This is a genomic window from Caenibius tardaugens NBRC 16725, assembly GCF_003860345.1.
Classification (GTDB): domain Bacteria; phylum Pseudomonadota; class Alphaproteobacteria; order Sphingomonadales; family Sphingomonadaceae; genus Caenibius; species Caenibius tardaugens.
Genome location: NZ_CP034179.1, coordinates 2,136,728 through 2,149,869 on the forward strand (window position 1 = coordinate 2,136,728; position 13,142 = coordinate 2,149,869).

General features: G+C 62.0%; 14 protein-coding genes. 6 read left to right on the forward strand and 8 right to left on the reverse strand.

Annotation, left to right across the window (positions count from 1 at the left end):
* Window positions 1-11: 11 nt before the first annotated feature.
* From EGO55_RS09830 to EGO55_RS09850, 5 genes are all read right to left on the reverse strand, one after another.
* Complete coding sequence (locus tag EGO55_RS09830; RefSeq protein ID WP_021689585.1) at window positions 12-347, reverse strand: DUF1294 domain-containing protein; 336 nt, start codon at window positions 345-347, stop codon at window positions 12-14.
* Window positions 348-383: 36 nt separating this feature from the next.
* Window positions 384-818, reverse strand: a complete 435-nt coding sequence (locus EGO55_RS09835; RefSeq protein ID WP_021689584.1) for a hypothetical protein — start codon at window positions 816-818, stop codon at window positions 384-386.
* Between the two features lie 147 nt (window positions 819-965).
* Window positions 966-2,039: a ribonucleotide-diphosphate reductase subunit beta gene (locus EGO55_RS09840; protein ID WP_021689583.1), complete on the reverse strand. Its 1,074-nt coding sequence runs from the start codon at window positions 2,037-2,039 to the stop codon at window positions 966-968.
* A gap of 540 nt (window positions 2,040-2,579) precedes the next feature.
* Window positions 2,580-3,530 carry an alpha/beta hydrolase gene (locus tag EGO55_RS09845; RefSeq protein ID WP_021689582.1) on the reverse strand — a complete coding sequence of 317 codons (951 nt, stop codon included), beginning with the start codon at window positions 3,528-3,530 and terminating at the stop codon, window positions 2,580-2,582.
* A gap of 113 nt (window positions 3,531-3,643) precedes the next feature.
* Complete coding sequence (locus EGO55_RS09850) at window positions 3,644-5,575, reverse strand: ribonucleoside-diphosphate reductase subunit alpha (RefSeq protein WP_210766720.1); 1,932 nt, start codon at window positions 5,573-5,575, stop codon at window positions 3,644-3,646.
* A gap of 586 nt (window positions 5,576-6,161) precedes the next feature.
* Between EGO55_RS09850 and EGO55_RS09855 the strand changes: the two genes are divergently transcribed.
* A complete protein-coding gene (locus EGO55_RS09855; protein ID WP_021689580.1) occupies window positions 6,162-6,401 on the forward strand; it encodes a GlsB/YeaQ/YmgE family stress response membrane protein in 240 nt (79 codons plus the stop codon).
* Here EGO55_RS09855 and EGO55_RS09860 read toward each other — a convergent pair.
* The 3 genes from EGO55_RS09860 to EGO55_RS09870 form a co-directional block, all read right to left on the reverse strand.
* Complete coding sequence (locus EGO55_RS09860) at window positions 6,390-6,959, reverse strand: AAA family ATPase (protein ID WP_021689579.1); 570 nt, start codon at window positions 6,957-6,959, stop codon at window positions 6,390-6,392. The two genes, EGO55_RS09855 and EGO55_RS09860, sit on opposite strands and share 12 nt — an antisense overlap.
* A gap of 40 nt (window positions 6,960-6,999) precedes the next feature.
* Window positions 7,000-8,595, reverse strand: coding sequence for an L-aspartate oxidase (nadB, locus tag EGO55_RS09865; RefSeq protein ID WP_021689578.1), 1,596 nt, complete (start codon window positions 8,593-8,595; stop codon window positions 7,000-7,002).
* A 100-nt stretch (window positions 8,596-8,695) separates the two neighbouring features.
* Window positions 8,696-9,652 carry an ABC transporter ATP-binding protein gene (locus tag EGO55_RS09870; protein ID WP_040715362.1) on the reverse strand — a complete coding sequence of 319 codons (957 nt, stop codon included), beginning with the start codon at window positions 9,650-9,652 and terminating at the stop codon, window positions 8,696-8,698.
* Window positions 9,653-9,758: 106 nt separating this feature from the next.
* Here EGO55_RS09870 and EGO55_RS09875 point away from each other — a divergent pair, with 106 nt between their 5' ends.
* The 5 genes from EGO55_RS09875 to EGO55_RS09895 all read left to right on the forward strand — a co-directional run bounded on the left by EGO55_RS09875 (window position 9,759) and on the right by EGO55_RS09895 (window position 13,137).
* Entirely contained in the window at window positions 9,759-10,010 is a 252-nt protein-coding gene (locus EGO55_RS09875; protein ID WP_021689576.1) for a zinc-finger domain-containing protein, read from the forward strand.
* A gap of 57 nt (window positions 10,011-10,067) precedes the next feature.
* Window positions 10,068-11,492, forward strand: a complete 1,425-nt coding sequence (tldD, locus tag EGO55_RS09880; RefSeq protein ID WP_021689575.1) for a metalloprotease TldD — start codon at window positions 10,068-10,070, stop codon at window positions 11,490-11,492.
* An 84-nt stretch (window positions 11,493-11,576) separates the two neighbouring features.
* The gene (locus EGO55_RS09885) at window positions 11,577-11,987 is read left to right on the forward strand and encodes a hypothetical protein (RefSeq protein WP_040715221.1); all 411 of its coding nucleotides are present in this window, start codon (window positions 11,577-11,579) and stop codon (window positions 11,985-11,987) included.
* Between the two features lie 14 nt (window positions 11,988-12,001).
* Complete coding sequence (locus tag EGO55_RS09890; RefSeq protein ID WP_021689573.1) at window positions 12,002-12,556, forward strand: DUF924 family protein; 555 nt, start codon at window positions 12,002-12,004, stop codon at window positions 12,554-12,556.
* Window positions 12,553-13,137, forward strand: a complete 585-nt coding sequence (locus EGO55_RS09895; RefSeq protein ID WP_021689572.1) for a DNA-3-methyladenine glycosylase I — start codon at window positions 12,553-12,555, stop codon at window positions 13,135-13,137. Before EGO55_RS09890 ends, EGO55_RS09895 begins: the two co-directional genes overlap by 4 nt.
* The last annotated feature ends 5 nt before the right edge of the window (window positions 13,138-13,142 follow it).

Below are 13,142 nucleotides of genomic sequence, written 5' to 3' on the forward strand. Positions count from 1 at the left end.
ACCCGATCTGGTTATCCGGTCATGTGCACCGCTTGCACAGCGGACGGATAGAACCAGAAAACAAACGCTGCGCATAACGCCACCCCATGCAGGGCTGCGATCATGTGCAACTGGCTGGAAAACGGCTGTTTGCGGGTTTTGTGGCGAAACAGGTGCCTGCCCGCGTAAGCGCCCGGCGTACCCCCAAGAAATGCCCAGGTCAGCAGTGTGGATTCAGCGATGCGGCGTTTCTCGGCTTCGGCCAGCGCCTTGTCGAACCCGAAGGCGGCAAAGGCCCCGAAGTTGATAGCGATAGCGTAATAGATGACATTAAGGGGTGTCAGCAGGCCGGCAAGAGCATCGATCATATTGGGAATACAGTTTTCAGCCGCACAGACATGCGATTATTGCGCCGCAGTAAATCCGGGTACCGGGCGCGGTTCGGAAAACCCCTTATGGTACATGTCCATAAAGACCTGGCTGTCCGCCGGGGTGCTGCCCTCGCATCGCACAGCGTAGATATCCATAATGTTGCCGTATGGGCTGTTGCCGGTTGAACCCAGACGTTCATAGGCTGGGGGATTGCCATCGCTGCAGCGGAGCCGATTCAGATAGCTGCGTTCGCCAGAAGGTTGCGAAACACGTACCGGGTTTTTTGCATGGCCAAGCGGGAAGGCATCGGCGGTGCGAATGGCCTCTTCCAGTTCTTCGCCCTGAACTGCCGATTTCCCTTCGAGCATGAGCCCAAGCAGGTCTTCGGTGGACATCTGCGGTTTTGCTGTCGCCGCGCCAGCAAGGCAAAGGCTCAACAGGCCCGCCGCAATAAGCATGGATTTCATATGGCCCCTCCTGTCTGTCCGGTGTGGCACGCCTTGTGAGCGAAGACAATTCCATGCTTTCCGGTTGGCGGAACGTGAGCGGAGAGCATGGAAAAGCCCCGCAAAGCTGATCCTTTGCGGGGCTTTTCAAGCGTATGACTGGCGGACTTACTCCGCCGCCTGAATCCCTGTCTTGCTGATATCCTCGAACATATCCGGTTCACCGCCGGTGTCTTCTTCCACGCCAGGTTCGTTGGCGGCGCGGGCGTTGCGGCGCTGGTCGAAGCTGGCCCAGACGTCGTTCCAGTTGCCGCGTGTGGCCGCCTTCGAATATTCGGTGGCGCGGGTTTCGAAGAAGTTGGCGTGTTCCACCCCGTTAAGCAGCGGGGCGAGCCACGGCAGCGGGTGATCGTCGATCATGTAGATCGGCTGGAAACCGAGCTGGCCCAGCCGCCAGTCCGCGATGAAGCGGATGTACTTCTTGATTTCCTTTGCGGTCATCCCCGGAACCGGGCCGGCTTCGAACGCGAGATCGATAAAGGCATCTTCCAGCCGCACGGTTTTCTGACAGCAGTCGATGATGTCTTCCTTCACCGCCTTGGTCAGGCATTGCCGTTCCTGTGTGAAGGCGTGGAACAGGCGGGTGATGCCTTCGCAGTGCAACGATTCGTCGCGCACCGACCATGATACGATCTGGCCCATGCCCTTCATCTTGTTGAAGCGCGGGAAGTTCATCAGCATGGCGAAGCTGGCGAACAGCTGCAGCCCTTCGGTGAAACCGCCGAACATGGCCAGCGTGCGCGCGATATCCTCGTCACTGTCGACGCCGAACTGCTGCAGGTAATCGTGCTTGTCGCGCATTTCCTGGTATTCCAGGAACATGCCATATTCGCTTTCCGGCATGCCGATGGTGTCGAGCAGGTGCGAATAGGCCGCGATGTGAATCGTTTCCATGTTGGAAAACGCGGCCAGCATCATTTTCACTTCGGTCGGTTTGAACACGCGGCCATATTTGTCGTGGTAGCAATCCTGCACTTCCACGTCGGCCTGCGTGAAGAAACGGAAGATCTGGGTGAGCAGGTTACGCTCGTGATCGGAGAGCTTCTGTGCCCAGTCGCGGCAGTCTTCGCCCAGCGGCACTTCTTCCGGCATCCAGTGCACTTGCTGCTGGCGCTTCCAGAATTCGTAAGCCCACGGATATTCGAAGGGTTTGTAGGTCTTGCGAGCTTCGAGCAACGACATGTAGTGTCTCCGTGGGTCAGGCCGAAGCTCCAATATAGGCATAAAAGCCCTTCGGTGTGAATCCGGAAAGGGTCTTCGCCGGGGAAAAACAGCACCGGATGGCATGCGTGGCAGGCCGGTTCGCGAAAGGGGCGGAAAAGCGTCAACTTCTCCGCCCCTTCCTCGCTCGGAATTGCTGGCATCATGATGGTATGGTCTGCTCTGCGATGCAATCCCCTCGGGAAAACACACAATGCGAGACAAATTGAGGGAACGTCTTCTATTATCGGACGTTGAAAGAAAAAGGATGCCTGCAAGGTCGGCAAATCGCCGGACTGCGGGTGAAGCACTGGGTTGCTGACATCTGCGTCAGTCTGTGTTAGGGACTCCACTTCCAAACACAAACAACGACGTAGCGGCCAGGGCCGTTATGCGATGAGCATTACAGGCGCTGGAAGGCCCCGATTCTCCTGGCGAGAATCGGGGCCTTACTTTTTGCGGCGCCTTGCGCGCCGGCCAATGGACAGTGTGACGCGGAGCGGTGTCGCGCCCCGCGCAGGCTTATTCGGGCAGGCCGAGCCCACGTTTGAGCGCGGAAAGGCGGGCGGCCGCGAATTTCTGGCTTGGCCCCGACGTGGCGACAAAGCCGTCGAACCCGTGATAGGCGCCCGGCGTTACCGTGACTTCGGTGGGCACCCCGGCGGCAATCAGCCTGCTGGCATAGGCGAGATTTTCCTCGATAAAGAGGTCCAGCGCGCCGCATCCGATCCATGCCGGGGGCAGGCCGGCAAGGTCGTCCACGCGGGAGGGAATGATCGCGCCTTCGGGTGTGCTGTCGCCGCCCGGCGCCTGGCCCAGCAGCGATTCCCAGCCGAAGCGGTTGTGTTCGGCCTTCCACACGAATTCGCCCAGATGCGCGGCCACCTCGCGGCTCGATCCGGTGCGGTCGTCGATCATCGGGTAAGTCAGCATTTGGAACGCAATCGCCGGGCCGCCGCGATCGCGCGCGGCAATGGCCAGCATGGCGCTGTGGCCGCCGCCGGCGCTTTCCCCGCCGACCGCGATGCGCGCGGGATCGACGCCCAGTTCCTTGGCCCCTTCGCCCGCCAGCCATACCAGCGCGGCATAGTTATCCGCGAGGCTGCCTGCGAAATTGGTTTCGGGGGCGAGCCGGTATTCCACCGAAACGAACGGAATGCCTGCGGCCATGGCGCTGGCCTGCACCCCGGCGATCATGCTTTCCGCTGTGCCGAAGACATAGCCGCCGCCGTGGATATGCAGCACGGCCGGGCGATCGGTGGCGCCGGGATTGGGATCGACGATGAACACTTTCACATCCGGATTGCCGTCGACACCCGGAATGATGCGTTCCACCGGCTGCGGGAAGGGCGCTTCGAGCGGGGGCATCATCGGCTGCGAGCGGATCAGATCGAGCGGGATCTGGGTGAAATCGATATCGGGAAATTGCCCCAGCGCCTCGCGCAGTTCGGGGTGGACCATATCAAGTGCCATCAGCGTTCCTCTTTCGTGTGTCTTTACAGGTGGCATAAACGAAAAAGGACCGGTTCGTCACCGGCCCTTTTGCGAAAATTCCTGCGGTTGGATCTACGCGTAATGCGCAAAGCTTACTGGCAGCTCAGGCATTCCTCGTAATCCGTCTGTTCGCCAGCGTTCAGTTCGAACTTGGGCGCATCGGCGGTATTGTCCGCTTCCACCCCGCCTGCGAACCCGGCGCGCTGTACCGATTTGGACCGCAGGTAATAGAGCGACTTGATGCCCTTCTCCCACGCCTGGAAGTGCAGCATCATCAGGTCCCACTTGTCCACGTCGGCCGGGATAAACAGGTTGAGGCTCTGCGCCTGATCGATGAACGGCGCGCGATCGGCCGCGAATTCGAGCAGCCAGCGCTGGTCGATTTCGAAGCTGGTCTTGTACACCGCCTTTTCTTCGGGGCTGAGGAAGTCCAGATGCTGGACCGAACCGCCGCGTTCGAGGATCGAGTTCCACACATTGGTGGAATCCTTCGATTTTTCGGCCAGCAGTTTTTCCAGATAGGGGTTCTTCACCACGAAGCTGCCCGACAGGGTCTTGTGCGTGTAGATATTCGCCGGGATCGGTTCGATACAGGCGCTGGTGCCGCCGCAGATGATACTGATCGACGCGGTCGGCGCGATCGCCATCTTGCAGGAAAAGCGTTCCATCACGCCCATTTCCTCGGCATCGGGGCAGGGCCCGCGTTCGTTGGCCAGCAGCATCGATGCCTCATCCACCTTGCCGTGGATGTGCTTGAACATCTTGAGGTTCCACGCCTTGGCCATCGCGCTTTCGATGCCGATGCCCTTGAGCTGGAGGAACGAGTGGAAGCCCATCACGCCGAGGCCGACCGAGCGTTCGCGGCTGGCGGAATACTTGGCGCGGTCCATTTCCGGTGGCGCGCGGTCGATATAGTCCTGCAGCACGTTGTCGAGGAAGCGCATGACATCTTCGACGAACTGCTTGTCGCCGTTCCACTGATCCCAGTTTTCGAGATTGAGCGAGGACAGGCAGCAGACGGCCGTGCGGTCGTTGCCCAGATGATCGCGCCCGGTGGGCAGCGTGATTTCCGAACAGAGGTTCGAGGTCGACACCTTGAGCCCGAGATCGCGATGATGCTTGGGCATGGTGCGGTTCACCGTGTCGGAGAACACGATATAGGGTTCGCCGGTGGCCAGGCGGGTTTCGACCAGTTTCTGGAACAGCGAACGGGCATCCACCGAACCGCGCACCGAACCGTCCTTGGGGCTCTTCAGTTCGAATTCCCGGCCTTCGCGCACGGCCTGCATGAAATCGTCGGTCAGCAGCACGCCATGGTGCAGGTTCAGCGCCTTGCGATTGAAATCGCCCGACGGTTTGCGGATTTCGAGGAATTCCTCGATTTCCGGGTGCGAGACATCGAGATAGCAGGCGGCGGAACCACGGCGCAGCGAGCCCTGCGAAATGGCGAGCGTGAGCGAATCCATCACCCGCACGAAGGGGATGATGCCGCTGGTCTTGCCGTTCAGGCCGACCGGTTCGCCAATGCCGCGCACCTGGCCCCAATAGGTGCCGATGCCGCCGCCGCGCGAAGCCAGCCAGACGTTTTCGTTCCAGGTGTTGACGATGCCTTCCAGGCTGTCGTCGACCGAGTTGAGATAGCAGGAGATGGGCAGACCGCGTCCGGTGCCGCCGTTGGACAGGACCGGGGTGGCGGGCATGAACCACAGGCGCGAGATATAGTCATAGAGACGCTGGGCGTGGTCCTGATCGTCGGCATAGGCATCGGCCACGCGGGCGAACAGATCCTGATAGGATTCGCCGGGCAGGAGATAGCGGTCGGTCAGCGTTTCCTTGCCGAATTCGGTCAGCAGCGCGTCGCGTGCGGCATCGGTGACAATCTCGAAGCGGCGCGGATGGATGCCCTTGCCCTTGTCGCGGGCGTCTTCCGCCTTCGCCTTCGCGACTTCGGCCATGGCGCCGGCAATAGCGGCCCCCGCCTGTTCGACGACGAGCGCATCACTTGCCTTGTCCTGTTCAGCCATCGTCACTGCCGGGGCGGTTTTGGCCGCGTCCGTTCCCTTGCTGGCGGAAATCTCCGCAACGGGCCTTTCGGCGCTCGAAAGCAGATCATGTTCAAAATCCGTTTCCAGAGCCATTCCCTCACTGTCCCCTGTCTTGAAGTCCATGTTCCCCCCGTCCGGATCAACGCCAATGGCTGGCCGAATGTTCCGCATTCGTTCGAATCGGCGGGGCGAACACCCAGCCTATCAATTTCGGGGCACGGCGAGAGAAAAACTTTTCCCCCGTTTACCCCCGATCCCGGCTTGCAGGGGCACACGCCAAGACCCGAATCCGTGGCTTCCTGCGGTTTTTTCCGCGAGAAGCTGAATCTAGGTCTTGTAGGTCCCCCCTGAGATCGGGACACTACCCATAGTGCCTTAAAGCGAATCGGGCGCAAGAGAATAAATGGTTTGGAAACCATTCGGTTCAAGGTTGGGCACCTTTGGTGAGTCCGCGACGCGTGGACAAAGCTCCACTTGCGGACTGCGCAAGAGTCGAAATTTTTTTTTGCCCATCGCTGACGAGCAGCTAGTTCGGGCACCAGATAAAGCAGTTGGAAGGCATGGAATGTTCAATATCTTGGGTGCGATTGTATCGGGTGCGATCGTGGGGGTGCTGGCGCGCTGGTTCTATCCCGGCGCGGTCGATCTGACCTGGGTGCAGACCATTCTTCTGGGTATCGGCGGATCGGTTCTGGCCGATCTCGCGATCACACGCGGCCGGGCGGGAATCAGCCGGGCGGGCTGTCTGGCATCGATCCTCGGCGCGATGGCGCTGATCTTCGTGGGGCGCTGGTTATTGGGATAATCCGTTCGCGGAGGCGATGCGCGCGCGGACAAAATCGGCGCGTTCGGCCACGCTGGCCAGCGGCAGGATCACCGGATCATAGCCGAAACGGGCATAGGTTTCGGCCATCACACGACAGGTGGCTGCTGCTTCGTCAGGGCCCTGCTTGCGTTCGGCATCCTGCGTGTAAATGGCGGGCCAGTAGGGCGCGATAAACACGGTACGGTTGTAACGGTACCGCTCCGCTGCCTGATGCATATGTGCGGGAACCGGTAATCCGCACAGTGTCAGATAGCCGGGCACATCGGGCACGCCGCGATCGCAGATGGCCGGGCCAGACAGCGGCAGCGCCGCCCTATGGGCGAGAATGTCCTGTTCCAGCATGCATGCCGCGAAGGCTGCGCGATCCGCCCAGGGCAGGGCGGTACCGCCTGTGGCCAGTTGTTGCAGGATGATCGCGCGGCCGGTTTCCGGCAAATGCGCCATGCCCCGCGCGGCCAGCGCATCCACAAGTGTCGTCTTGCCCGATCCGGGGCCGCCGGTGATGACGAAGAGATGATCGGACCGGTGTTCGGGCATCTGGTTTCCTGAAGCGCAATACTGATCGCGCCCCAAAGGATCAGGGCACGAGAATCGTGTCTTTCGCCTGCGGCAGCGTTTTGGGGTAGTCGAGCGTGTAATGCAGGCCGCGGCTTTCCTTCCGCCGCAGTGCGGACTGGACGATCAGTTCCGCGCAGTCGAGCAGGTTGCGCAGCTCGATCAGGTCGGTGCTGACGCGGAAATGGCCGTAATAATCGCCCACTTCCTCTTTCAGCAGTTTGATCCGGTGCGCGGCCCGTTCGAGCCGCTTGGTGGTGCGAACAATACCGACGTAGTTCCACATGAAGCGGCGGATTTCGGTCCAGTTCTGCTTGATCACCACTTCCTCGTCGGAATCGGTGACCCGGCTGTCGTCCCATGGCAGGACCGGCGGCGGCGCATCGAATGTGTCCCAGCGGGCGATAATGTCGCGCGCGGCCGCTTCGCCAAAGACGAAGCATTCCAGCAGGCTGTTCGATGCCAGGCGATTGGCTCCGTGCAACCCGCTTTCGGTGCATTCGCCCGCAGCATAGAGGCCCGGCAGGTCGGTGCGGCCATCGAGATCGATCAGCACACCGCCGCAGGTATAATGCTGCGCCGGGACCACCGGGATCGGCCCTGTCGTCATGTCGATGCCCAGCCCCAGCAGCTTTTCATAGATGTTGGGGAAGTGTTCCTTCACGAATTCGGCAGGCATGTGGCTGATGTCGAGATGGACGTAATCGAGGCCGAACCGCTTGATCTCTGCATCGATCGCGCGGGCGACGACATCGCGCGGGGCCAGTTCGAGCCGTTCGGCATCGTAGAATTCCATGAACCGCTTGCCCGTGCGCGGGTTGATCAGTCGCCCGCCTTCGCCGCGCACCGCCTCGGTGATCAGGAAATTCTTGACCTCCAGATTGTAGAGGCAGGTCGGGTGGAACTGCATCATTTCCATATTGGAAACGCGCGCCCCTGCGCGCCACGCCATCGCGATGCCATCCCCGGTGGCCCCGCGCGGGGCGGTGGAGAACAGATAGCAACGCCCCGCCCCGCCGCTGGCGAGCACGGTGGCGCGGGCGGTATAGGCCTCGACTTTCCCGCTTTGCGTATCCAGCGCATAGGCGCCCCACACCCGGCCCGATCCGGAATAGCGTTTCTCGTGCCGCCCGGTGATCAGATCGACACAGGTGCGGTTGGGCAGCAGGGTTATATTCGGATGTTCTTCCGCCGCTTTCAGCAGGGCGGCCTGTACTGCCCAGCCGGTGGCATCGTTCACATGCACGATCCGGCGATGCGAATGCCCGCCTTCGCGCGTCAGATGCAGATTGGGCCCGTCGGTGTTGAACGGCACCCCCAGTTCCACCAGCCGGTGAATCGCATGGGGCGCGCTTTCGATCACGAATTCCACCGTTTCCATGCGGTTAAGCCCGGCCCCGGCGATCATCGTATCGCGAATATGATCCTCGAAGGTGTCCCCCGCGTCCAGCACGGCGGCAATCCCGCCTTGCGCCCAGGCGGTGGAACCGGATGTCAGTTCGCCTTTGGCCAGCACCAGCACAGAGGCGTGTTCCGCCAGGGTCAGGGCCGCAGTCAGCCCCGCTGCGCCCGATCCGATGATCAGCACATCATGCGTGTTATTCTGATTCTGGCTCATTGTGTTCAATGCCCTCTCGTCCGGACGCTATGCCGGGGCAAACCCGCGCCCGCAAGCGGCGAGACGTATCAGGCACCGCGCTCGCCAGTGGCGAGACGCCTCAGGCAATGCCGGTGACTTCGGCTTCCTTGCTGGTGAGCTGGACGAAGACATCCTCCAGATCGGCCTCGCGGGTGGTGACATCCTCGATCGCGAAGCCCTGGTTCTGGACCAGTTCCAGCACTTGCCCCGCCGTCACCCGATCGCGGTCGTAAGTGATTTCCAGCGTGCGCTCGTCCCGCTTTTCCGATTTGAGGAAGGCGGGGTGGGCAGGCGCCTGTGCAATCGGCCGGTTCAGCGTCAGCACCACGATCTTTTCCCGCATCATGCCCACCAGTTCGCGGGTCGGCTTGTTGGTGATCAGTTGCCCGTGGTTGATAATCGCGATCCGGTCGCACAATTCTTCCGCTTCCTCGAGGTAATGCGTGGTCAGGACCACGGTTACCCCTTCGCGGTTGAGTTCGCCCACCAGTTCCCACAATTGCCGCCGCAATTCGACATCGACGCCCGCTGTTGGTTCGTCGAGCACCAGAATAGGCGGCGCATGGACCATGGCCTTGGCGATCAGCAGCCGCCGTTTCATCCCGCCCGACAGGCTGCGGGCATAGGCATCGCGCTTGTCCGCCAGATGAACCGCGCGCAGCAGTGCGTCCGATCGGCGCAAGGCCTTGGGCACGCCATACATCCCGCCCTGGATTTCCAGCACCTCGAACGGGGTGAAGAACGGGTCGAACACGATTTCCTGCGGCACGATGCCGATGCTGGCCTTGGCGTTGCGGCGATCGCGATCGATGTCGTGGCCCCAGATATCCACGCTGCCCGACGTCTTGTTGACCAGACCGGCCAGAATGTTGATCAGCGTGGACTTGCCCGCGCCATTGGGGCCCAGCAGGCCGAACACTTCGCCTTCGGGCACATCGAAACTGACCCCGCGCAGCGCCTGTTTGGGCGGGGCATTGCCCGCGCCGGCATAGGTTTTCGTGAGATCGCGGATGGAAATGGCGGCAGAGGTGGTCATGATCGTTGCCGTCCATGCGCCACCCGCGCGGTGCGGTAAAGGGGGCATGGGGCGGCGCGGCGCCGAAACCGTTGCGAATCCCCGGGCGACGCGATAGGGCGCAGGCATGATCCAACCGCCTGAAACCATCCTGGTCGAAACCCACCGCGTAAGCTGCGACGGCGCGTCCGCCATTCGCGGCGGTGCGGGATACCGTCCTGCCGCGCTTGGCCATCCCCGGGTCTGGCTCGAAATTGACGAACATGGCTATGTCGATTGCGGCTATTGCGACCGCCGGTTCGTGTTGCAGGGCGGCCCTGCCGATGGGGTCGATCAGGGCACGCTGCCCGATATTTCCGAAGGGTCTTCGCCCCAATAACCGGCCGGGCGCGCACTGCGCCTTTCGCGCGGGGGCGGTTGTCCCTATATCGGGGCCATGGACCAGACCGACCCGCGCACATTCCTCTACGCAGAGGGCAAGCTCACCCCCGAACAGGCCAGGGCGATCACCGCCGAAACACTGGCCAATTGCGATGACGGGGAACTCTATCTCCAGTTCGTCGCCAGCGAGAGTTTCACCTTCGATGACGGGCGGCTGAAAGCGGCCGACTATTCCCGCGATTCCGGTTTTGGCCTGCGCGGCATCTCGGGCGAGATGACCGGGTTTGCCCATGCCAACGATGTCAGCGCCGAAGCGATCCGCCGCGCGGGCGAAACCTTGCAACTGCTCGATCCGGCGAAGGGCAAACCCGCCCCGCCGCCCCGCCGCAACAATCGCCATCTTTACACCGATGCCAGCCCGCTCGACGCGGTGCCTTTTGCCGAAAAGGTCAAGCTGCTCGAAACGATCAATGCCGCCGCGCGCGCACGCGATCCGCGTGTGGCGCAAGTCACCGCATCGCTTTCGGGCAGCTGGAGCGTGGTGGAAATCGTGCGCGCCGATGGTTTCGTGGCGCAGGATATCCGCCCGCTCGTCCGGCTCAACGTCGGGATTGTCGCGGAAAGCAATGGCCGCCGCGAAACCGGCAGTTTCGGCATGGGTGGACGCTGGCTCTACGACGATTTGTTCAAGGGCGAAAACTGGAACCGCGCGATCGATACCGCGCTGGAACAGGCGCTGGTCAATCTCGACAGCGTGCCCGCACCGGCGGGCGAAATGACCGTGCTGCTCGGCCCCGGCTGGCCGGGTGTGCTGCTGCACGAGGCGGTCGGTCACGGGCTGGAGGGTGATTTCAACCGCAAGGGCACCAGCGCCTTTTCGGGCCGCATCGGCGAGCGCGTGGGTGCGCCGGGGGTCACGGTGGTGGATGACGGATCGATCAACGGGCGGCGCGGGTCGCTGTCGATCGACGATGAAGGGACGCCCACGGGCGAAACCGTGCTGATCGAGGATGGCATCCTCAAAGGCTATATGCAGGACCGGCTCAATGCCCGGCTGATGGGGGTGGAGCCGACCGGCAATGGCCGCAGGCAGGACTATGCCCATGCCCCGATGCCGCGGATGACCAATACTTTCATGCGCGCAGGCAACGACGATCCGGCCGAACTGCTGTCACGCGTGAAGAACGGGATTTTCGCCAAGAGCTTCGGCGGCGGGCAGGTCGATATCGTTTCGGGCAAGTTCGTGTTTTCCTGCACCGAGGCCTACAAGGTCGAGAATGGCAAGCTGGGCGCGCCGATCAAGGGGGCGACCCTGATCGGGGATGGCCCCTCCGTGCTGACGCGCGTGACCGGGATCGGCAACGATCTCGCGCTCGATGAAGGGGTGGGTGTGTGCGGCAAGGGCGGGCAAAGCGTGCCAGCCGGTGTCGGGCAGCCGACACTGCTGATCGAAGGCCTGACTGTGGGTGGGACGGCTTGAGTCCGTCTTGTTATCGGAATGGCCGTTTTTCAGCATCTATTCATACCGGAAAGCGCACAGTCCCGTCATAGTCGGAGATTCCCCATGCGTAGGATAATGACTGCAATCGCGATTACCGCTCTGGCACTTACCAGTGGCGTGGCAGGTGCCAGCCAAACTGCTTCGGAAAAGGGTGAGGCGAAGCTCGCCAAGATGCTCGAAGGGCGCGAGGCCGGCCAGCCGGTGTCCTGCATTTCCAACATGCAGAACCGCGATCTGACCGTGATCGACCGGACCGCACTGGTCTATGGTTCGGGCAAGACCATCTATGTGAACCGCACCCAGGACCCGCGCTGGATCGATCGCGATGACATCATCGTGACCAAGCCAACCAATGCGGCCGAACTGTGCCGGATGGACAGCATGCATACCATGGACCGGTCGACCCATATGCGGGGCGGCGCGATCATGCTGGACGATTTCGTCCCGTATACTAAGGTGCCTGCGAACAAATAACCTGAGGTAACGCGATGGCCGTCGCCCCGCGCCGCTGGGCGGCGGAATTGCTGCATTTCTGGTTTCATACCCTGAAACCGCGCGACTGGTTTGGCGGCGGGCCCGCGGTCGATGCGCAGTTGCGCACACGGTTCGCACCCGATCTGGCCACCATGTCGGCGATGAGCGCGCACAGCTTCCTGACCGATCCGCTTACCGCGCGCGCCGCGATTCTGCTGTTCGATCAGGTGCCGCGCAATCTGTTCCGCGGAACGGCGGAAGCTTTCGCCTACGATCCGCTGGCCCGGCACATCACCCATGGGGTGCTGGCGCGCGAATGGGATCTGCTGTTCCCCCCGGTGGCCCGGCAATTTATCGCCATGCCCCTGATGCATAGCGAGGATATCGTCGATCAGCAGCATTCGGTCGCCTATTTCACTGGGCTGGGGCCGCGTTACGGCGCAGCCTTTGCCCGTTCGCATTACCGGATGATTGCGCGGTTCGGACGGTTCCCGCACCGTAATCCCGTGCTCGGGCGCAGCAGCACCCCGGCGGAAATCCGCGCGGTGGAAGCGGGCAACAGCTGGTGAGCGGGCAAAGGGCAGAGCACGACGACCGGCCCCGGTGCAACTGGGCGATCAAGAATGCGCACGAACGCCTCTATCACGATACCGAATGGGGTGTGCCCGAACGCGATTCCCGCGCGCTGTGGGAAATGCTCATGCTCGAAGGCTTCCAGGCGGGCATTTCGTGGTCGGTGATCCTGTCCAAGCGCGATAATTTTCGCGCTGCCTTCGCCGGGTTCGATCCGCGTGTCGTGGCCGCATTCGATGACAGCGATATCGCACGCCTGCTGGGCGATGCCGGGATCGTGCGTTCGCGCGCCAAGATCGCAGCGACCATTCGCGGTGCACAGATCTACAACGCGATGCAGGATGCCGGGGAAGACTTCGCGGCGTTCTGCTGGGCCTTCGTCGATGGCACGCCGATTCAGGGCGAAGGCATGCATACGCAGACCGACCTGTCGCAGGCGATCTCGAAGGAGCTGAAGCGCCGGGGGGTCAAGTTTGTCGGGCCAACTATCGTCTATGCCTGGATGCAGGCGATCGGCATGGTGAACGATCATGCCCCGGCGTGTTTCCGCCGCAGTGAAGTGGCCGGGCTGGGCTAAGCCGC